Origin of the sequence: Pseudoalteromonas sp. SG43-8, assembly GCF_014164245.1 — a bacterium.
In the GTDB taxonomy this organism is placed as follows: Bacteria; Pseudomonadota; Gammaproteobacteria; order Enterobacterales; family Alteromonadaceae; genus Pseudoalteromonas; species Pseudoalteromonas distincta.
Genome location: NZ_JACJEX010000014.1, coordinates 34,777 through 56,530 on the forward strand (window position 1 = coordinate 34,777; position 21,754 = coordinate 56,530).

Below are 21,754 nucleotides of genomic sequence, written 5' to 3' on the forward strand. Positions count from 1 at the left end.
AGTACTTTTTTATAATCCCTCCTAAATAAATACTTAGGTGCGCGTGATGATTAAACTTCCACAATGGGATGAAACCCTAATAAACAAATATAATGTGTCTGGTCCGCGTTATACCTCTTATCCCACGGCTTTATCACTGCGTGACGGATATCAGCAACAAGACCTACTAAGCGCTATAGAATCGTCAACAAGTCGCTCTCTTTCTTTATATATTCACATCCCGTTTTGTAGTCAGCTTTGCTACTACTGTGGCTGTAATAAAATAATTACCCGTCATCAATCTAAGGCAGATACGTATCTCGACTTTTTAGCAAAAGAAATTACTGCCCAAGCGCCTTTATTTAAAAGCTACACGGTTGAGCAATTACATTTAGGTGGCGGTACTCCCACCTTTTTAACCGCAAAACAAATGACCCGTTTAATTAAGCTTTTAGAGCAGCACTTTAATTTTACACGCACGACAGAGCGCGGCATTGAAATAGACCCACGCTCACTTGCCGATAATATGCTTGTTGATTTAAGGATGCTTGGCTTTAACCGCGTCTCGTTTGGGATTCAAGACTTTAACGATGACGTGCAACTTGCTGTTAATCGCCCGCAAAATGCAGATACCGTTAAGCAATTAATTACACAAGCTCGCGAGCTGGGATTTCAATCTATTAATGCAGATATGATTTACGGGCTTCCTCTGCAAACACCACAAAGCTTTAAACAAACTATAGAGCAACTCATTGAGCTAAGCCCTGACAGAGTATCAGTGTTTAACTACGCGCATTTACCAGAGCGCTTTGCTGCACAGCGTAAGATTAAAGATGCAGATTTACCCAGTGCTCATAATAAGCTCACCATGTTTAAAAATACGCTGGAGCAGATGACGCAAGCAGGCTATCAATTTATTGGTATGGACCATTTTGCAAAAACTGATAATGAACTAGCTGTTGCGCAAAATGAAGGCAAGTTACATCGTAACTTTCAAGGTTATACAACCCATGGAAATTGTGATTTATTAGGTTTAGGCGTGTCATCAATTTCACAAATTGGCACCGCCATTTTACAAAATCAAAAAGAATTAAAACATTATTACCACAGCTTAGAAACACAAAGCGGCAGTGCTCTTAATAAAGGAATGCACTTAACACATGATGATGTAACTCGTGCTGATGCAATTAAACAGCTCATTTGCCAATTTGAATTAGATATACAAGGCTTTAGTGAAAAACACGCGCTTATATTTAATGACTACTTTGAGGATGCATTAGTAGCGCTGGCGCCACTTATAAAAGATGAACTAGTAACTATAATTGATAATAAAATTAGCGTAACACCACGCGGTAACTTATTCATTCGTATTATTTGTATGTGCTTCGATGCTCACTTACAAAAACAAATTAACGCAACGCGCTTTTCAAGAGTGATTTAGCCTGAACTCTGGATAATAAATACATCGACACAAAAAAAGCAGACCTAGGTCTGCTTTTTGTATTTAAGTTGTAGCTTTAATTAAAAACGACTTTATCGCTACCTGGAGCGGCTTTAAACTCGATGATAATTTTAGCGCAATCCGCTTTAACTTCATCTTTAAGTGTTTTTTCAGCTTGCCAGCGAGCCTTATCTAGCTTAAAAATCTCTTTTTTAGAGTATTTTTTACGTGCATCGTGCGTCGGCATTTCTTTAACTACCTGATACATTTTATAAATACCAGGATACTGCGTCGTTAAATCACGCTCGCTTTCAAAGGCATACTGAGACATAAGTACCCAAATACGTAAACAGCCTTCAGAAAACTCACACTGCTCTTCATTCATTGCACGTGCGATTAAATGAATACTATCGGCTAGTTTTGCGTTTCGCTTTAAACGCGACTTTTCAAGCTTTTGCTTTTGTTCAGCCTGCGTTTTAGCAATTAACTTTTTTTGCGCATTTAACTTATACAGCAACTGACCCGCATAAAATGCCAAACCAGCTATGATAGCAGCGCCTAAAAGTAAGGCTAAAATTACCGAGGTACTCATTATTTATCCTTACTATTTATCGTCTTCATCTAACCATTCGTTGGCTAAATCATCAGATAAGTATTGATCGAAATCAGAATTGCCTTGGCTTTCAAGGTCATCTTCAAACTCGTCTTCGTCCTCATCTTCAATACCAAGAATTTCACATAACGCCTGATGACGGGCAATGCGACTATTAAAGTACTTAGCATCTTTACCTGTTAGCATTTCACCTTTTTCATGACGCTCTACTAATTTAAGTAAACGTTCATCATTCTCAAGTGCTTCTAGCTCTTGTTCAGGTGTAAATTCAGGCTCGATTACTTTTTTCAGCTCAATAGTTGGCTTTAAGTTGCGTTTCATTTCAACTTTAGGCTCCGGCGCGGTTGCGATTAACGGCACAGGCTTTTTACTGCCTACACGCTTATCTTTAGGCGCGTGATTACTATTTTGGCTTTCGCTATCTAGTAAATCTGGCGCATTACGAGAACCGGGCTTTGCGCCTTTGGTTTTTTTAACTCGCTGCTCTTTTAATGCGCGCATTTCTTTAAGCTTATCTTGGCTTAAACGAACAGGTCCGTTTGCTGGGCTTTTGCGTGACTTTTTAGTTCTACTCATATCTTGATCATCTCACTTAAGAGGTTTTGAGCGAAGCGCAAATTAATGGGCATCGCAGTGCTGGCCTAGCCAGAAGAATTCAGTTTGCGCTATAGAGGTTGGGTTTCTCATTTAAAAGCGCCTTAGCTAATTAATCGCTAATTTTAAACGGTGGGTATTGTAACAGGACAAATAAAAAGGCGGTAGAGAAAACATCTCTACCGCCTGCTAATCTGAGCGCCATTATCTGGACACTTCTCCCTTCGACTTTTTTTAGTCTTTATTATTTTTATTATTATCAGTCCGTATTGTTATTATTTTTACGTTCCTTGTTACATTCCATTTTGTTTTTGTTATTAAACTTCCATGAGTATTTATTATTTTCGGTCATCCTGACACTTTTTTATTATTTCCTTTAGTAGCACCAATCTTGTGCTATGTAGTCATGCCGCGCCACTTTCCTTATAGCTTGTTTCCGTTTTGTTATTGTTCTTTTGCGACAGTGGTTAATTTACTCGTTAATGATTTTGTTACAACTGGTTTATATAACTTTTATTATACTTATTACATTTTAAAACAAAATAAACAATAAAATACAATAGGTTAATGATGAATAAAAAATAAAAAGAAGACTTTTCTCACACTAACGCATGGTCAATGTCTTACATTTAAACGGGTGATATCGTTAATTTTGCACACAAAAAAAGCAGCCTAGGCTGCTTTTTGTAAAACATTGTAGTGTATTTATTATTAATTGCTAAATAAATACGACTTTAGTGTAAACCACCTAAGTACTGAGAAAGTACTTCAATATCTTTATCTGTTAATTTCTTCGCTATATCGCCCATCATGCCATTTAAGTCATTGTGACGAGTTCCATCACGGAATTTTTCAAGTTGAGACTTGATATATCCAGGATGCTGAAAAGAAATTTTTGGAAACTTAGCAAGTGATGAACCGTTACCACGTGGACCATGACATGCTGCACATGATGGAATCCCACGCTCCGCATCGCCTGCTTTAAAGAGCATTTCGCCAACTTCAACAACATCTTTAGGTGTAGCACCTTCAGTCATGTTGATTGAAGAAAAATAAGCAGCTAGATCCTTCATGTCTTGCTCGCTAAGTGGCATAGCCATAGCGCTCATTACTGGATCCATACGCCCTTCTTTGCCGCCTGACGTCATACCTAATTTTAAATCCTGAAGTTGCTTAAGGATATAATCTGGATGTTGACCTGCAATTTTAGGGTAAATATTAACCGGCGCATTACCGTCTGGGCCGTGACAAGCCGCACACGTTGCTGATTTTTCTTTACCTGCGTTTACATCGCCATCAAATGCTGTTGCGTTGCTTGCTGACAACGCACCAAGCAATATTGTTAAAGATAGTGCTATTTTTTTCATGGTGAATTCTCTGTTTCCGACCCTGTATCATCTACAATCGTGATGTTGTAATACATATATTCTACACGATAATAAATTCTCTGGCACGTTTTCTACACATATTAAGCTTATAATTTACAGGGTTTTGACTTAGATTAAGCTTTAACATGTTTTAAATGTACCATAGGTGCTGTTTTTAGGTGGTTAAATACGCTTTTTAATACATCCTTTATAGTATAAAATACGCGCCCTGAGTGAATTTGGTTTACTCAATGTTATTTTTTTAAGTTTTAGGAGAGCCTGTGCTCAAATCTCGTATCAAATATAATACTGCGTCTTTCGTAACAAGCGCTCCCGACATTACTAAATTACCTGCTGATACGGGAATTGAAGTTGCGTTTGCCGGTCGCTCCAATGCAGGTAAGTCGAGTGCATTAAATGCATTAACCGATCAGAAGCTAGCACGTACAAGTAAAACACCTGGACGTACTCAGCTAATCAATACATTCGATTTAGCGGATGTTGACGATATGCGCCTTATCGATTTACCAGGCTATGGCTTTGCTAAAGTACCAATCGAAATGAAAAAGAAATGGCAAAAGTCGTTAGGTGAATATCTGCAAAAGCGTCAAAGCTTAAAAGGTATTGTTATTTTAATGGATATTCGTCATCCATTAAAAGATTTAGACCGTGATTTGATTAACTGGGCAATTGGTAGTGAAATTCCAGTATTGGCACTATTAACTAAAGCCGACAAACTAAAGCAAGGCCCTCGTAAATCACAAGTACTGCAAGTTCGTCGTGAATTAAGCACGCTTGATGGCGATATTACAGTTCATGCGTTTTCATCATTAAAAGGCACCGGTTTACCAGAAGTAGCTAAAAAGCTAGATGAATGGTTTTTAGGTCCTATTATTGCTGTACCACCTACCGATGAAACAATCACAGACGAAACAAACCCAGAGACTTAAACGCTGGCGTTACGATAAATAAAACTGCTTTCCTGCAGATTTAATAAAATAGCCGAGCTTATCAAACTCGGCTTTTTCAGCCCACTGATAAAATACACTGCGTGAAACTCGCGCACTACAACCATACGGTAGCTTTAAATAAGGCACCTTTGAACCATTGTAGTCTTTTATATGCAAGGGCTGCTGAGCGCTCACTAGCCACTGCCTAGCTAAATTATCAATACAACACAACACTTGCCCTTGCGCTGTATTTTCAAAAAGCCAATCAACAATAATAAACGGCGCATCTTCAACCGTTATTGTTATTTTTTCGACAGGGGTTTTTAAATAAAATTGCTCATCTTCTTTACACAATACAGAAGCAAACAGCTTCACCATGGCTGGGCGTGTTATTTCGCTGCCATCGTAAAACCATTTCCCTTCATTATTAATAACAATTGGCAGCTCCCCACAATGGTTAGGCTGCCAACTATCAAAAGGTTTGTTTGGCTTGCTTAATCGCTTGCTAAGCTCACTTAAAGAAATCACTGCTTTTTAAGTGTTATTGCAAATGTAACAGGCACAGCTGTGGCAATTGAAGGCAAGCCCGCTAACTCTTGCAGCTTTTTAACGCCTTCGGTTACACCAAAATCATCACTATTAATAATAATAGGTGTTAATGATGATACCGTTAAATCACCACTTTGCGTGCTGTTAACGAGTACATCAATTGCCAATGGTTTTTTATTACCATGAAAATCAAGCTCAGCTTTAATACCCTTCAATACATATTGACCAGGCTTTTTGATATTACTTAGCTCTTTAGTTAAATTTGCAGTTAAAACAGCATTGGGGAATTTAGCCGCTTCGAATAAAAATGTAGCTAAACGCTCATTACGAATAGGGATTAGAGTTTCGGCTGATGTTAAATCAACATTAACGCTAAACTCTCCTTTATCAGAAAGCATACCTTCAAGGTTAGTAAAATGGTGAGCTTCAGCAATCGAATCTTTTTTAATTGAAACAAAGCTTAGTTGGCTTTTATCATTCACTAGCTGCCAATTGGCCTGAGCAACATTAGAAATAACTAAACTTGATAAAGAAAAACCTGCAATAGCTAATGCTTTAAACATAACGCACTCCTTAGTAATAAAATGAAAAGAATAAAAATGATAGCACTTCGATGGTATCACCTGCGATGTACCCAAACCACCTCGAAGTGACGAATGAACAATACAATTGGTATAGCGCAAAAAAGAATTAATTAGATAGGATTTTTAGGCATAAAACAAAAAACGGCCCACCAAACAAGTTGGTAGGCCGGTATAGCAAACTGGGGAGAAGCTATCAATTTGTTGCACCCTTTCAGATGCATCATCAACAGGATGTCCTACAGGATAGGACAGGCGGGACTTTAACAAAAGCACGCATTAAAATACAATCATATTCCTGTAAAACAGCTCGAATTGACGAACATATAACTATTTAATACAAATAGTTGCTTAAATTAACCTTATTTTAACTAAAGCTTGCATATAGCTAATTAAATAGCTGTTATTCGCCCTTTTTATTAAACATAAAAAAAGCGCCAAAAGGCGCTTTAATTAAAATGCTCAAATTGCATTAATGGGCTTGTTCCCAGTTGTCACCTTCGTCGGCTTCAACAATAAGCGGCACATCAAGCGCTGCAGCTTGCGACATCAGCTCACAAATATGTTTTGTATATTCAGGTGCGCAGTCTGTTTTAATTTCAAATACCAATTCATCGTGTACTTGCATAAGTAACTTAATCGTATTTGGCGCTTGTTCGTGTACCCAGCGGTTAACGCTCAGCATTGCCTTTTTAATAATATCAGCAGCAGTACCTTGCATTGGCGCATTAATAGCAGCACGTTCGGCTCCTTTTCTGCGCGCGCCATTACGTGCGTTTATTTCCGGCAAATGTAGGCGGCGACCAAATATTGTTTCAACATAGCCATTTTCAGCCGCTTTTTCACGTGTTGTTTCCATGTACTCTAATACACCCGGAAAACGCTCAAAGTACTTATCTATGTAATGCTGCGCTTCATGGCGTGGCACATCTAGTTGACGTGCTAAACCAAATGCCGACATACCGTAAATTAAGCCAAAGTTTACTGCTTTCGCCTTGCGGCGCATATCGGTAGTTACATCATCAAGCTCTACACCAAATACTTCAGCGGCAGTTGCACTGTGTACATCTAAGCCGTTAGCAAATGCATTTAATAGACCTTTGTCTTGTGAAAGGTGCGCCATAATACGCAGCTCAATTTGGCTGTAATCGGCAGCGACAATTTTATAACCATCTGCAGCTATAAACGCTTCACGAATTCGACGCCCTTCTTCTGAACGAATAGGAATATTTTGTAAATTAGGATCGGTTGAACTCAAGCGCCCCGTTGCTGTAATTGCCTGATGATAAGACGTATGTACACGCTGGGTTTTCTCATTCACCATTAATGGTAATTTATCGGTATAAGTTGATTTAAGCTTTGATAAACCACGATGCTCTATAATTACTTTAGGTAGTGGATAATCATGAGCAAGCTCTTGCAATACTTCTTCTGCGGTAGAAGGTGCACCTTTAGGTGTTTTTTTGATAATAGGCAAGCCAAGCTTTTCAAACAACAGTACTTGTAGTTGCTTAGGAGAGCTTAAATTAAATGGTTCGCCTGCTATTTCAAATGCTTCTTTTTCAAGCTCAATTAAACGCTCGCCTAAACGCATACTGTGTGCTGCAAGCATATTACTATCTATTGCAACGCCGGTTCGTTCAATATCAGAAATCACACTAACAAGTGGCATTTCTATATCTTCAAATACCGATTTTAGCTTTTCATCAGCCGCTATTTTTGGCCAAAGCACTTCATGTAGGCGCAAAGTAATATCGGCATCTTCTGCAGCGTAAGGCGCAGCTTTTTCAAGTTCAATTTGGTTAAAGGTAAGTTGCTTTTTACCTTTGCCAGCAATATCTTCAAAGCTAATATTTTTATGACCTAGGTATTTAAGTGCTAGTGAGTCCATATCGTGGCGTGTACCCACACTATTAAATACGTATGACTCAAGCATGGTGTCAAACTTAATACCGTTTAGCGCAAAACCTGCATTCGCTAATACACTTTTGTCGTATTTAAGGTTTTGCCCTACTTTAGCTTTGTTTTCATCGGCCAAAATTGGACCTAGCTTTTGCATTACAAATTCAAGACTTAGTTGCTCAGGCGCACCCGGGTAGTCATGCGCTAGAGGTAAATACACAGCTTCACCCGCTTTTACGGCAAAACTCATACCCACTAATTGCGCTTTCATATAATCAAGGCTGGTAGTTTCTGTATCAAATGCAAATAACTCGGCACTATTTAATTGCTCTATTAACGTATCAAATTGCGCTTGCGTTAAAATAGTTTCGTAATGAGCATCTTCTACTTTTGGTAATTCAGTGGCTTCGGTAGGTACAGCTAGATGTGTTTCTGCATCTTTAGGGTTATCTAGTAACTCAGCTAACCAACGACGAAATTCGCACTCACCATATAGTGCAATTAATTCGTCTTTATTTGGCTCTTGTAATTTGAACGTATCAAGATCAGATTCAACTTCAACATCGCACTTAATTGTTGCAAGCTCGTAGCTTAAAGGCAGATGATCGAGAGCTGCAGCTAACTTTTCACCTATTTTACCCTTAATCTCACTTGCGTGATCCATTACACCTTGCAACGAGCCATATTTCTCTAACCACTTAACGGCCGTTTTTGGACCACAGCCTTCAACACCTGGGATATTATCGACCTTATCGCCCATTAGTGCCAAGTAATCGATAATAAGTTCGGGGCCTACACCAAACTTTTCAACTACGGTAACAGGGTCTGAAATACTGTCGGTCATCGTGTTTATTAATGTAACGTGTTCATTTACAAGTTGCGCCATATCTTTATCACCAGTGGAGACAAGGACATGCCGTTTTTGCTCAGTTGCAATGCGTGCAAATGTGCCAATAACATCATCAGCTTCAACGCCTTCGATACTAATTAGCGGAAAACCCATCGCTTTGATAATGCTATGTATTGGTGCTATTTGCGTACGTAAGTCATCCGGCATCGGCGGGCGATTTGCCTTATATTCGCTATACATATCGTTACGGAACGTTTTGCCTTTAGCATCAAATATAACCACCATGTGTGAAGGATCATATTGTCTGATCAAGCTTTTAAGCATGTTGATCACGCCATAAATAGCGCCCGTAGCCTCACCTTTAGAATTAGTTAAATGCGGCGGAGAATGATAAGCACGAAATAAGTATGACGAGCCATCAACTAAAATAAGTGGGTTTTCGGGGATCTGAGCCATGGTGAATTTGGATCCTAAATGCAAAAAATTAAGGTAATTATAAGCATGCCATAAGGTAGTAAATAAAACGACTGTGAATTACTGTTTATCGTGTTATTAAAACTAGAGCAAGCTGTGGATAAGTGTGTAGATAACAGCCACGAGCTATTCTTCCAAAGCATTATAAAATGCCTAGAAAATACTTTAACTGTATGTTTTAATTTAAAAAAGATAATACGAGGTTCTTTTTTTATTATTTTAAACCAATGTGGAAAAAGGTTTTCTAACGACTACTTCTGTTGTTATTCACTTTGATTATTCGCGTCCATTTAAATAACCGGAGGAGTATTCTAGCACAATGGATCGAAGATCATAGCGATCCTTTATAATTTTTTTAAAGGCAAAGTGATCGCAAATGGCATAAACCGCAAAACGACTTGCACTGCGAATGATTTTTGTACTAAAAATTTATTTTCGCGAGAAATTTTGAGCATGTTAAACTTCATCCGATCGACTTATAAAAAAGACTTTAGGGGCACAAAAGCATGAAAAACGTAGCAGTAATATTAGCAGGGTCTGGTGTGTACGATGGTAGTGAAATTAATGAAGCAATTTTAACTTTATTACATATAGCCAAAAATGGCGCAACGTATCAGTGTTTTGCACCAGATATTGAGCAACTTCATACCATTAACCATTTAACAGGTGAAGTAATGTCTGATAAACGCAATGTATTAACAGAAGCTGCTCGCATTGCACGAGGTGACATTAAATCACTGATTGAACTAGACGTGACTCAGTTTGACGCATTAATTGTACCTGGCGGTTTCGGTGCTGCAAAAAACTTATGCGATTTTGCAATTAAAGGCGCAAAAGCAAATATCAATCAGGACGTCCTTAATGCTTGTAAATCATTTGCAAAAGCAAATAAGCCTGCAGGTTATATGTGTATTGCACCCGCATTGATCCCATTTATTTACGATAACGCCGCACTTACTATTGGTAACGATGTAGAGACAGCACAAGCGCTAAGCACATTAGGCGCTAAACATATAGATTGTGCGGTTGACGGTGTAGTTATCGATGAGCCAAATAAGTTAGTTACCACCCCTGCTTACATGTTGGCAGAATCGATTCTTGAAGCCGACGCAGGGATCGCAAAACTAGTTAGTAGCGTATTATCAATAAATTGATTTTGATCTTAGGATCTAAAAAGTTAATTGTATGACTGATTACGCTTATTAAATTGCTTAACAAAAAACAGTAAATAATTAAATTTTATTGCGTTAACGCAAAAAGTAGTCAGTTTTATTAATAAAAACGGCTCTTAGCATTTTATAAATTGGCTCAGAGAGTTATAATCGGTTTAATTTCCGTCATCTTTAATCGTGATTGATCACGTTCAAATCGAAGTGAGCAAGGCAAAATGAAAAAATTAACAGCTGCAGCATTATTATTGCTAGCAACCACTGCATACGCACAGCCATATGATAACTCTATGACTGAAGATGCAATTAAAGCACGTCTCGCGCCGGTTGGTGCTGTATACCTTGAAGGCGATAAAGCTGCAGTTGCAGCGGCGCCTACAGGTCCTCGCTCTGGTGAGCAAGTATATCAAGGTGCATGTTTTGCATGTCACGGCACTGGTGCACTAGGCGCGCCTAAATCGGCTGACGATTGGGCTCCACGTATTGCTAAAGGTAAAGACACTTTACTTGAGCATGCACTAAATGGCTTTAATGCTATGCCTCCAAAAGGCACGTGTATGGATTGTTCTGATGATGAAATTAGCGCTGCTATCGACTTTATGACATCTAAATAAGCTCGATTGAAATATACAAAAAAGGTTTACTTCGGTAAGCCTTTTTTAATGCCTAAAATAGTGTGTCTAGCTACTGCTTTAGTAGGAATATCAACTTGACGATAAGCACTAAAAGTGAAAGTATAAGGCTAATAACTATACAATAAAAATAGCCGGTTAGATCATTGGAAGATAAACTATCAGTATCGAGTAAATTGGCGTATCAAAATAAACGCCTTAGAGCGCTTCTCGAAAAATACAAACAATCACATCACTTACAAAATGCCCTGATCCAATTATCAGAGCAGGCAAGTACTGTGGCCGAGCTAACCCTGCTATACCCCGCCATCCATGACATTTTACAAAAGTACGTACCTAGTAAAAGTTTTTATGTGGTGCTGCTAAATCAATACAGTCAATCACTAGAACTTTCTTACTTTTCAGATGAAAAAGATGGTATTGCCGTCGCCCTTAACCAATCAAATAGCTTTGATGAAGGCGCCACGGGTTATGTATTTAAACAGGGTAAAACCACATGTTTTACCAAGCAGCAAATGCAAGATGCTGCAGCAGAAGGTTTATTTAAAGCATTAGGCACTCCTGCCGAACACTGGGTAGGCGTACCTGTTTACCAAGAACACAATATTATCGGTGTATTAGCAGCTCAAAGTTACGATACAAAACAAGGCTATAGCTCACAGCAAATACAATTACTCGAGTTTATGTCGCTTTATTTGGCAACAGCAATAGAGCGTGTAAAAAAACGAGAACTCCTTGAGTCAGAAGTTAAAATTCGCACCCGCGCACTCACTCAAAGTAACGAGGCACTAAACCTTGAAATAGAGCAGCGTAAACACGCACTTCAACGCCAGCAAATTCTATTTAAAATATCTGAGATAGCAACACAAGCTAAAAACCTTGATGACGCTTATTTTAAAATACACGAAATAATAAAAACAATTACCTACGCAGAAAACTTATATATTGCACTTTATGATAAAGAAACAGGGTGGATTAGTTTTCCATATTGTGTAGATGAATTTAAAGAAAATACACAGCCAAGACGCTTTGCTAAAGGTTATAGCGAACTGGTAATAAGCACCGAAGAAACACAACTAATACACCCATGTAGAGCAAAAGAATTAATAGAAAGCGGTGTGGTACAACGTTCAGCACCTGTACCAAAAGAGCAAATGGCCACTAGCTGGTTAGGCGCTCCACTTAAAACAGCTCAAGGTGTTATCGGCCTTATTGTTTGCCAAGCCTACGATAACAAACATATTTTCAGCCGAGATGATTGCGAGTTAATTACCTTTGTATCGCATCAAATTGCAGCTGTTTTACAAACAAAGCTCGTCAATCAAGCAATTGCAAAAAGCCATCAAGAACTCGAATTTAGAGTAAACGAAAAAACCAAAGAATTGCGTCAAACTAATCTGCACTTACAAATGCAAATAGATGAGCGAAAAAAAATAGAGCAGCAGCTTTATCATGATGCACATCACGATTCACTAACGAGCTTGCCTAATCGTAGTCTATTTTTAACTCAGCTCGAAAAAACACTACAACATTATCAACGTTTTCCTGAGCACCACTTTGCTGTTTTGTTTATCGATTTAGATAAATTTAAAGATATTAACGATCAGCTTGGCCACCATGCAGGCGATCAATTTTTAATTAACGTGAGTGAGTTATTTGCCCAATGTATACGCGAGCATGATTTACTAGCACGTTTAGGCGGGGATGAATTTGTTATTTTATTAACCCATTTAACTGAGCCTCAACAAGCAGAAGATGTTGCAAATCGTATTATAGATTTAACGAAAAAACCCTTTTATCTCAAAGGTGAGTCTTTACAAAGTGGCGCAAGTATAGGGATAACCTACTCAAAGAAAAGCTATACGCATACAGATGAAATTATTCGTGATGCCGATGCCGCCATGTATCACGCCAAAAACTCAGGAAAAAATCGTTACGAGTTATTTCATCCGCTATTAACGCAATCAATACCTGCGCAGACTCTAAAAGCACAACATCACCTTGATATATTACCTATGAGTTTTAGAAGCTCAGAAATAATTACGCTTGATGAGCAACAACAGTCTGAATCTTTATTTGAAGCATTTGGTGAACACCCAATACTTGGCTTTACTAGCTTTGATATTTTGAAAAAGTTTGCATCAGATAAAGAGCAGCATCTGCAAGTAGAGTTACAACTATTACAACGCGCCTATGCACAAGCAATTACTGCAAATGTAGCTATGGCATTGGTTCCTTGCTCTGGTTTGCTACTTGAGGAACACGAATTTGTTTTATTTACAGATACGCTAAATAAACAACAAGGACAAAGCCAACTCTGTTTATTATTTGATGAACAAGAAATTCGCCACGCATGCGCAACGCAAATAAAAAACCTCAAAACGCTATCACAACTTGGTTATTCAATTGGTTTAAACAATTTTGCTAAAGACAGGTGCGAACTTAATTTACTAACCGATATTAATTTTGATTATTTACTACTTAGCTCGACCTTTAGTAAACGTGTTTTACAACAAGAAAGTTACGATTTTCAGCTACAGGGCGTGCTTGCAATTACAAAGCTCAAAGCAATGAAAGTCATTGCTAAAGGCCCATCAATACTTAATTTTAGAGCTTTATTAGATAAACACGGTTTGGCATTTTTTGTAGGTAAACAACACGCTTTAGTATGCTCTGAGTTACCTGAAGTGCAAGCAACCCAGTCTTTATAAAGTTAGCCTGAGGTATTACTCAGGCTTTTTAAACATGGCGCGAAGGTTAGCGACTCTTGCTTGGCCTTTTTCCATGCGCTCTGCTTGGGTATTTGGCGCCTTTTTGTTTTCGAACGCAAGATCGTCCTGCGGTAACTCTTGTACAAATCGGCTTAATTCAGTTTGCGAGGTTTCACCGAATTGACGACGTATTTTTGCATAAGTAAGTGTTAACTCCTGCTGCGCACGAGTAATACCAACATAAGCTAAGCGACGTTCTTCATCTACGTTGTCCTCATCAATACTTACCTGATGCGGAAGTAAACCCTCTTCCATACCCACCATAAATACATACGGGTACTCTAAGCCCTTTGATGCATGTAGTGTTGATAAGTGCACTGCATCGGTTTCATCTTCTTCTTCGTTACGCTCAAGCATATCGCGAAGGGTTAGCTTGCTTACAACCTCGGCTAATGTCATTGGTTCGTTGTCGGCATCACCGGTCAACATATCTGTTATCCAACGATACAGCTCTGATACGTTTTTCATACGCATTTCAGCGGCTTTTGCACTCGGTGACGACTCGTACAAATATGCCTCGTAATTAATATTACGCACTAAGTCTTTAACAGCTTCGAGCGTATCACCGCGTACTGCGTTATCAGATAGCTCAACAACCCAGCGTGCAAACCCAGCAAGCGCATTAAAGCCACGCCCTTTTAGCCTGTAGCCTAAATCGTTATCAAAACAGGTAGCAAACAAGCTCGCGTGCTTTTCATTAGCAAGCGTACCAAGCTTTTCAAGGGTAACCGTGCCTATTTCGCGTCGCGGTGTATTTACGATACGTAAAAATGCATTGTCATCATCTTGATTAACTAGCAAACGTAAATACGCCATAATATCTTTAATTTCTGAGCGAGCGAAAAACGACATACCGCCACTAATTTTATAAGGGATACGGTTACTCATTAGTGATTTTTCAAAGCCACGTGCTTGATGATTACCACGATATAAAATCGCGTAATCTTTATAGCTGGTTCGCTTCATAAACTTATGTGAAATTATTTCAGCAACCACACGCTCAGATTCATGCTCTTCATCGCGGCACCCTATTACTTTGATCGGCTCACCGTAACCTAGTTCACTAAATAACTTTTTCTCTATGTCATGTGGGTTATTGGCAATTAAAATGTTAGCCGCTTTTAGTATTCGCCCTGCACTTCGATAGTTTTGTTCAAGCTTTATAAGTCTAAGCCCTGGGTAGTCTTTACCTAATAACACTAAGTTTTGCGGGCGAGCACCACGCCATGAGTAAATTGATTGATCGTCATCACCTACCACAGTAAAACGGGCACGCTCGCCTACTAGCAATTTAACAAGTTGATATTGGCTTGTATTGGTATCTTGATACTCATCCACCAGCAAGTATTTAAAGCGTTGCTGCCAGCGCTCACGAGATGTGGCGTTATTAGTAAGTAACAAAGTAGGGATCATAATTAAATCATCAAAATCCAGTGCATTATAAGCACGCAGCTGGTTTTGATAGCGCCCATATAACTGCGCGAACAATGCTTTTTGCGGATCACGCGCTTCGCGTATTGCTTGCTCTGGCAGTACTAATTCGTTTTTCCAACTACCAATTTCCATTTTAAGTAGTTTGAGTAAGTCCTTGTCTTTTTTGAGCTCATCTTCGGTGAGTTCACTAAGAAGCTGATTGGTATCTTGATCATCAAATAACGAAAAGCCGGGTTTAAACCCTAATGTACTCAATTCTTTTTTTATTATTTCTAAACCGAGTGTGTGAAACGTTGATACCCATAAACCTTTAGCGTCTTGCTTACCGAGTGTTTGCAGTACTCGCTCACGCATTTCTTTGGCTGCTTTATTGGTAAAAGTAACAGCGGCTATATTTCGCGCTTTGTACTCACATTTTTTCACTAAATAAGCGATTTTATTCGTAATAACACGGGTTTTACCAGAGCCTGCGCCCGCGAGTACTAAGCAGGGACCACTAATATATTTTACGGCTTCATCTTGTTTAGGATTGAGTTTCATAACGACCAAAGAAATTTAAAAGACGCGCAATTTTAACGTAACCATTACAGCGAGCATAGCAATTGCCTTAATTAATTAAGGTAAAGATGATCATGTGTTAAATACCGCGGGTATAAGGTAATATTAGTTATTATCATTTAGGCAATGCCGAAGGGACAAATATGATCAACCCAGCAAAACTTGAAGAAATTGCTAAGCAAATTACTAGCAATATGCCACAAGGCGTAAAAAACCTAGCAGACACACTCGAAGGTAAAACAAAGCAAGTTCTACAAAACAAGCTTGCTGAGATGGACTTTGTGAGCCGTGAAGAATTTGATGTGCAAAGCCAAGTACTTATTCGTACTCGCGAAAAGTTAACCGAACTTGAAGCTAAAGTTTCATTGCTTGAGCAACAACTTAGCGCTAAAACTGACGCTGAATAATTATACCAATTGCATTAAATTAGTGTTTTATTATAGCGATAAGAAAATAGCTCAATAACAAGGCTAAAATTATGGTACATAGTTGTTCTATATAAATAATTTTTAACGTAGTTAGTGAGTTATTTAATACACTAGGATGATCATTTTTTTAATAAAATTGGTATTATTTTAATGTACAAAAAAGGCAGCTTAGGCTGCCTTTTGCGTTTTACCAAGTTTATTCAAATAGCTCATCAAGTACATAATAAGACAACTTAGCCTGCTGAGCTAAACTCACACTCAGCATTTTTTGAGCAACTTGTTCGCCAGTTATTGGTTTGTAACGCTTTAAAAACGCAAATCGTGTAATAACAGGAAAAATAATACTGCCTACCTTTTCTGCCACTCTAAATTGCTCACGATCACCTAATAATAAAGATGGTTGTAAAATACTTATTTTATCAAAAGGGAGTGCTTTAATATGTTGCTCAAGCTCTCCCTTCATTTTCAAATAAGCACTATTACTGTGTGTATTTGCCCCGCTTGATGACACTAAGCAATAATGTGTAACGCCATTACATGCCGCTAACTGCGCCGCTATAAACTGATAATCAAAATCTACTTTACGCTGAGCGTGTATCGAGCCCGCTCGTTTACGGGTTGTGCCCAAACACGAAAACAATACATCACCTTTAAAAAGCTCAACATATTGAGTTAATTTTTCAAAATCAATAACGTGATTAACTAGCTTTGCATGTGTGACAGGCAGAACTCGACGGCTTAACGTAACTACTTTTGTATAACGATCGCTATTAAGTAACTTATGGAGCAACTCATTACCGACCAAGCCTGTAGCACCTATCAACACCGCCGTTTTAGTCATGGATTTATTTATTTTCACCCACTTTTTTAAATACGTGTTGCACTGCTTTTTTGTAGCTTTGCGTTTCTTCACTCGCGCACGTTACTACAGATTCTAAATCATGAAGATGGCCGTTTTCTAAACCATAAACCCAACCATGAACGCTTAGTTCTTGGCCGCGCTCCCAGGCATCTTGCACAATGTTAGTACGACACACATTACGTACTTGCTCAATTACATTTAGCTCAATAAGGCGGCTTAAGCGTTCGCTTTCTGGCATTGCGTCAAGTTGTTCAAGATGCTTTTCTTTTACATCTCCTACATGGCGTAGCCAATTATCAATAAAGCCAAATTTAGCATTGTTTAAAACGGCTTGTACGCCACCACAACCATAGTGACCTACTACCATTATATGTTTTACTTTTAAAACCTCTACAGCGTACTGCATAACCGATAAGCAGTTATGGTCAGTGTGTACAACCACGTTAGCAACGTTACGATGTACAAATAATTCGCCTGGTAATAAATCAACTATTTGATTTGCAGGTACACGAGAGTCTGAACAACCAATCCATAAATACTCTGGATTTTGTTGCATAGATAAAATTTTAAAAAACTCAGGGTCTGCTTCACTTGTACGAGCAGCCCAACGTTTGTTGTTATCGAATAAATTTTTTAACTTTCTCATTGCATCTCTTATTAAGTCGAGGACGGAAATTTAATGGACATTAGCAAGAATCAAAATATTACGAGGCGTTAACTGCTTTTCACAAAACGTTTTAACGCTTACTTGATAACCTTGCTGTTGCAAATATAAAGCACGATCGAGCACAAGCCAAACTTCAATTGCTCTTCTGAACACATGTCGAACCAGTTCAACTCGGTCAGTTATTTTTTTTCGAGCAACCCCAACCTCTAAATATTTAATATAATCAATATCTTGGGTTAATTTTATTGCCTTTTCATCTGCAGCCCATGCACAAAACGATTTAAACGAATCTGAGAATATAGCTTTGTTGACCGAAGGTACGCTTACGTAATATTGCTCGCCAGTGATCGACTTTCTTAGTGCATCAAAACCAAGTCGCCACTCAAGTTCTGTTTTACGTACTTTTTCCAGGCGAGAAGGCGCTGTGACAGTTTCTTGTAATGCGAGCTTTAAATCACGATGCGTTAGATTAAGCTCACTTTTATTAGCAACCTCACTCATTGCACGGTACTCATTAGCCGTAAATAAATGGTAGCAACAAGGTGAAAAGCTAATTTGCTGTACTTTCGCTAAACTTGCTTGGCGCATAAATGCTTGGTGTAAGCCACCGCATGCGTGAAGTGCTACAGCATGCATATCTGTATTAAAAAATTGAGTGATATCGTCTTTTAATACATCTGCTTGGCTAAAGTGCATTGCTAAGCCTTGTTGCTGTGCACTTTTTTGTCCTTGCTCGCATAAGCTTTGTTGCAGTTCAATACTATGTACATTACTTGCGCCATTAAACGCAAGCATTCGACCTAAGTGCCCTTTACCCGCGCACCACTCTAAAACAGGTTGCTTGGTATTAGGTAGTGCAGATACAAAATCTTGTAACTGTGCAAACTTACGACCTTTAATGCCGTTACTTATCCAAAATGGATAATCAGCTTGAGAGTGAGCTGAGCTAGGTAACTCGCATAACTTTGCAAGTTCATCAAGTTGGCTTATATGTTGGCTAAAAAATTGGTATAGCTGGTTTTGATCGTTATCAAGAACGCTTACCTGATCATCAGTTAGTTCGCTAAGTATGCCTTGTAGCTCTGGCCAAGGTATAGTGTCAAAATCAAATGCAGTGCACTGCCAATACTGACGATGACGCATTAAAAGTGAATCAAGTGCTAAAAATTGCTCAGCTAAAGTCATAACAGCTTAAAAAATAAAAAAGACAATTAATTATATCAGTTTCGTGAATTACCTAAGCAGTTAATTTTTACTAAAAATAAGCCGTAAATACAAAGGTATTGAAATAATACTTACCAAAATAGCTGCCATGAGCATCCACGATAACTGCATCTTTTCAGGTTCTTGGTATTTATAAATAAAGTGAGATTTTACTTCGTCAAATTCGTTTTGCTGTATGCCATATAAGTCCGCAATTAAGCGCCACTTTGCTATCGACATATGCCCTAAACTGGTGGTGGGTGGGGTTATATAACTTTTTAGTACTTCAGCCTCAAAAGCGAGCTGATAAAAGCTTTTACCCGGTGCATAGTTTTGCTGGGTGACTGCAATGGCTTCATCCATGTTCATCATTGCATAACGCCACCCTTTTAGGCTCGCTTGGTAGAATTTTTCGACCGTTTGAGGATTTTTCTTAAGCATGTTTTCGTTGGTAAATAAAATGTCGCTGTATACGTCCATACCATAACGCTGTGGGCAAACAAGTCGATGAGCTACGCCTTGTTGAGTCATATAATAAGGCTCTGTAGTAACATACACTTGCATAGCATCTAGCTTGTTTTCAATCCAAGCCTGGCCTGGGTTTTCGCCATCGTAAACTTTGAGTTTATCCACATCAACGCCACTGCGTTTAAGCATAATAAGTAGTTCAGTGCCATCATTTTTGCTTACCGCAGTGATACGTTTATTAACAAAGTCACGTGGATGAAAAATATCAGACGTGTCTTTAACCATCCAGCAGTAAGGTGAAAATTGCAATAAGGCAGCCATAGCAACAAGAGGTTGTCCATTTATACGTTGCTGTAAAATACCAGAATGCCCTACACCAAATTGTGCTTCGCCACTGGCGACAGGAGCAAAGGTATCAGGTTTCATTGGATTAGCTTGCTTAATGGTTACATCAAGGCCCGCTTCATTATAAAAGCCTTTTTGCTTTGCCATATAGTAGCCAGCAAACTGAAACTGATGTGTCCATTTTAGCTGTAATGTGACTGATTCTTGCGCCGCGATATGGCTACAAAAAAAGCACAATCCAATGATTAATCCTTTAAATAGCAACTAGGTGCCCTCAAAAAGTATGACGATTACCTGTAACTATATGTAAAACGTGCGATAAAGCAAGCACCCTAGTTAGGTGCCTGCCTTTAAAGAAGGATTATACTGAGGCGAGTTTTTCGGCTTTTTCTGCTTGGGGCTTTGATGTTAAGAATTGGCTAAAGCACGGATTTTGTGTTTCATCTTGTACACTGTAACCTAAACGGTTTAAGTGCTCGTTAAACATCTCATACTGACTCGGCTCAATAGCAAAACCTGCCAGTACATTCCCCATCGAACCACCGTGATTACGATAATGAAATAAGGTAATGTTCCAATTACTACCTAAAGTATCTAAAAAGCGTGCAAGCGCACCTGGATACTCTGGAAATTCAAAGCGAAGTAAGCGCTCATGTAATTGCTCGGGTGCTTTTCCGCCAACCATATAGCGCACATGTAATTTAGCGAGTTCGTTATCCGACAGATCGCAAAATTGGTAATCATTATTTGTTAGGTCTTGCTTTAGCTCATTAAGCTCTTGCTCGCCTTGGCGCAGGGCAATACCCACAAATATTTGTGCTTCACCAGGTCCTGCATAACGGTAGTTAAACTCAGTAATAGCACGGCCACCTAAAGAAGCGCAAAACTGTTTAAAGCTGCCTTTTTCTTCTTTAATAGTAACCGCTAATAACGCTTCGTTTTTTTCACCCAGCGCAGTGCGCTCTGCAACATAACGCAGGCGATCAAAGTTTAAATTAGCACCGGATAAAACAGCCGCTAAATGTAACCCTTTTAAACCCGACTGCTGGCTCCATTTTTTAAGCCCTGCCGTTGCAAGTGCACCTGAAGGTTCTGCTATTGCACGGGTAGATACAAAAATATCCTGCATGGCAGCACATATTTCGTCGCTGGTGACGGTTATAACTTCATCACAAAACTTTTGCGCTAAGCGAAATGTTTCAGTGCCAATAATTTTAACCGCTACGCCATCAGCAAAACTACCAACGCGTTCAAGCTCTACCGGTTTGCCTGCTTTAAGTGCCGCTTGTAAACATGCACTTTCGTCGGCTTCTACACCAATTACTTTTATATCTGGACGCAGCGATTTAATATAAACCGCCATCCCAGCAAGTAAACCGCCGCCGCCAACAGGAATAAACACCGCATCGAGCTCGTTTAATTGCTGCATAAGCTCACGTGCTACAGTACCTTGACCAACAATCACGTCTGGGTCATCAAATGGTGGAACAAATATACCGTTTCGTTGCTCTGTAAGCTCAAGCGCATGTGCTTTTGCGGCATCAAAATGATGCCCATGTAGCACAACTTCAACGCCAAGCGCACGTACCGCACTTACTTTTATTTCAGGCGTTGTTACTGGCATTACAATTGTGGCTTGATGCCCTAAGTGAGAAGCACTTAGTGCAACGCCTTGAGCATGATTACCCGCTGAAGCAGTTATAACCACTGAGCCTTTAGGTAATTTATTTAATTTGTTATACGCACCGCGTAATTTAAATGAATACACGGGCTGTTGGTCTTCACGCTTTAACCAAACATGGTTACCTAATTTAGCACCAAGCTCAGCCATTTCGCTGACCTCGGTAACTTTAGCCAAAGGCTCCATGTTTGCTTGAATAATAGCGCGAAAATAATCGAGCTCTTGAGAGACCATAA

The 21,754-nt window shown here is 39.0% G+C and carries 18 protein-coding genes; 6 read left to right on the top strand and 12 right to left on the bottom strand.

Annotated elements, in window-relative coordinates; genetic code table 11:
• The first annotated feature begins 46 nt into the window (after positions 1 to 46).
• A complete protein-coding gene (hemN, locus tag H5122_RS17630; RefSeq protein WP_182682809.1) occupies positions 47 to 1,420 on the top strand; it encodes an oxygen-independent coproporphyrinogen III oxidase in 1,374 nt (457 codons plus the stop codon).
• Between the two features lie 76 nt (positions 1,421 to 1,496).
• Here hemN and H5122_RS17635 read toward each other — a convergent pair whose 3' ends face one another.
• The 3 genes from H5122_RS17635 to H5122_RS17645 all read right to left on the bottom strand — a co-directional run bounded on the left by H5122_RS17635 (position 1,497) and on the right by H5122_RS17645 (position 3,994).
• The gene (locus H5122_RS17635) at positions 1,497 to 2,012 is read right to left on the bottom strand and encodes a DUF2489 domain-containing protein (protein ID WP_002959926.1); all 516 of its coding nucleotides are present in this window, start codon (positions 2,010 to 2,012) and stop codon (positions 1,497 to 1,499) included.
• A 12-nt stretch (positions 2,013 to 2,024) separates the two neighbouring features.
• Positions 2,025 to 2,609 carry a Der GTPase-activating protein YihI gene (gene yihI, locus H5122_RS17640; protein WP_002959924.1) on the bottom strand — a complete coding sequence of 195 codons (585 nt, stop codon included), beginning with the start codon at positions 2,607 to 2,609 and terminating at the stop codon, positions 2,025 to 2,027.
• 752 nt (positions 2,610 to 3,361) lie between these two features.
• Positions 3,362 to 3,994 carry a cytochrome c gene (locus H5122_RS17645; protein ID WP_182682808.1) on the bottom strand — a complete coding sequence of 211 codons (633 nt, stop codon included), beginning with the start codon at positions 3,992 to 3,994 and terminating at the stop codon, positions 3,362 to 3,364.
• 281 nt (positions 3,995 to 4,275) lie between these two features.
• On the opposite strand from H5122_RS17645, the gene yihA reads away from it, so the two are divergent.
• Entirely contained in the window at positions 4,276 to 4,944 is a 669-nt protein-coding gene (gene yihA, locus H5122_RS17650) for a ribosome biogenesis GTP-binding protein YihA/YsxC (protein ID WP_182682807.1), read from the top strand.
• A 9-nt stretch (positions 4,945 to 4,953) separates the two neighbouring features.
• Here the strand turns inward: yihA and H5122_RS17655 are convergent, their stop codons facing one another.
• The 3 genes from H5122_RS17655 to polA form a co-directional block, all read right to left on the bottom strand.
• Positions 4,954 to 5,472 (bottom strand): DUF1285 domain-containing protein, encoded by a 519-nt coding sequence (locus H5122_RS17655; protein WP_182682806.1) that lies wholly within the window; start codon positions 5,470 to 5,472, stop codon positions 4,954 to 4,956.
• Positions 5,469 to 6,056 (bottom strand): YceI family protein, encoded by a 588-nt coding sequence (locus H5122_RS17660; RefSeq protein WP_024605301.1) that lies wholly within the window; start codon positions 6,054 to 6,056, stop codon positions 5,469 to 5,471. Before H5122_RS17660 ends, H5122_RS17655 begins: the two co-directional genes overlap by 4 nt.
• Before the next feature lie 490 nt (positions 6,057 to 6,546).
• Positions 6,547 to 9,282: a DNA polymerase I gene (gene polA, locus H5122_RS17665; protein ID WP_002959914.1), complete on the bottom strand. Its 2,736-nt coding sequence runs from the start codon at positions 9,280 to 9,282 to the stop codon at positions 6,547 to 6,549.
• Between the two features lie 524 nt (positions 9,283 to 9,806).
• Between polA and elbB the strand changes: the two genes are divergently transcribed.
• The 3 genes from elbB to H5122_RS17680 all read left to right on the top strand — a co-directional run bounded on the left by elbB (position 9,807) and on the right by H5122_RS17680 (position 13,812).
• On the top strand, positions 9,807 to 10,454 hold the full coding sequence (gene elbB / locus H5122_RS17670; protein WP_182674157.1) for an isoprenoid biosynthesis glyoxalase ElbB: 648 nt from the start codon (positions 9,807 to 9,809) through the stop codon (positions 10,452 to 10,454).
• A gap of 233 nt (positions 10,455 to 10,687) precedes the next feature.
• Positions 10,688 to 11,083 (top strand): cytochrome c5 family protein, encoded by a 396-nt coding sequence (locus H5122_RS17675; protein WP_002959908.1) that lies wholly within the window; start codon positions 10,688 to 10,690, stop codon positions 11,081 to 11,083.
• A gap of 164 nt (positions 11,084 to 11,247) precedes the next feature.
• Positions 11,248 to 13,812: a diguanylate cyclase domain-containing protein gene (locus tag H5122_RS17680; protein ID WP_182682805.1), complete on the top strand. Its 2,565-nt coding sequence runs from the start codon at positions 11,248 to 11,250 to the stop codon at positions 13,810 to 13,812.
• 15 nt (positions 13,813 to 13,827) lie between these two features.
• On the opposite strand, the gene rep is transcribed toward H5122_RS17680, so the two are convergent.
• Positions 13,828 to 15,846, bottom strand: coding sequence for a DNA helicase Rep (gene rep, locus H5122_RS17685; protein ID WP_024596949.1), 2,019 nt, complete (start codon positions 15,844 to 15,846; stop codon positions 13,828 to 13,830).
• Positions 15,847 to 16,007: 161 nt separating this feature from the next.
• On the opposite strand from rep, the gene H5122_RS17690 reads away from it, so the two are divergent.
• Positions 16,008 to 16,271: a ubiquinone biosynthesis accessory factor UbiK gene (locus tag H5122_RS17690; RefSeq protein WP_002959905.1), complete on the top strand. Its 264-nt coding sequence runs from the start codon at positions 16,008 to 16,010 to the stop codon at positions 16,269 to 16,271.
• A 217-nt stretch (positions 16,272 to 16,488) separates the two neighbouring features.
• Here H5122_RS17690 and H5122_RS17695 read toward each other — a convergent pair whose 3' ends face one another.
• From H5122_RS17695 to ilvA, 5 genes are all read right to left on the bottom strand, one after another.
• Positions 16,489 to 17,133 carry an NAD(P)H-binding protein gene (locus tag H5122_RS17695; RefSeq protein ID WP_182682804.1) on the bottom strand — a complete coding sequence of 215 codons (645 nt, stop codon included), beginning with the start codon at positions 17,131 to 17,133 and terminating at the stop codon, positions 16,489 to 16,491.
• A gap of 4 nt (positions 17,134 to 17,137) precedes the next feature.
• Complete coding sequence (gene can, locus H5122_RS17700; RefSeq protein WP_002959903.1) at positions 17,138 to 17,800, bottom strand: carbonate dehydratase; 663 nt, start codon at positions 17,798 to 17,800, stop codon at positions 17,138 to 17,140.
• 30 nt (positions 17,801 to 17,830) lie between these two features.
• Positions 17,831 to 19,006: a methyltransferase gene (locus tag H5122_RS17705; RefSeq protein ID WP_182682803.1), complete on the bottom strand. Its 1,176-nt coding sequence runs from the start codon at positions 19,004 to 19,006 to the stop codon at positions 17,831 to 17,833.
• A gap of 60 nt (positions 19,007 to 19,066) precedes the next feature.
• Positions 19,067 to 20,101 (bottom strand): ABC transporter substrate-binding protein, encoded by a 1,035-nt coding sequence (locus H5122_RS17710; protein ID WP_182682802.1) that lies wholly within the window; start codon positions 20,099 to 20,101, stop codon positions 19,067 to 19,069.
• A 97-nt stretch (positions 20,102 to 20,198) separates the two neighbouring features.
• The gene (gene ilvA / locus H5122_RS17715) at positions 20,199 to 21,752 is read right to left on the bottom strand and encodes a threonine ammonia-lyase, biosynthetic (RefSeq protein ID WP_182682801.1); all 1,554 of its coding nucleotides are present in this window, start codon (positions 21,750 to 21,752) and stop codon (positions 20,199 to 20,201) included.
• Between the last annotated feature and the right edge of the window lie 2 nt (positions 21,753 to 21,754).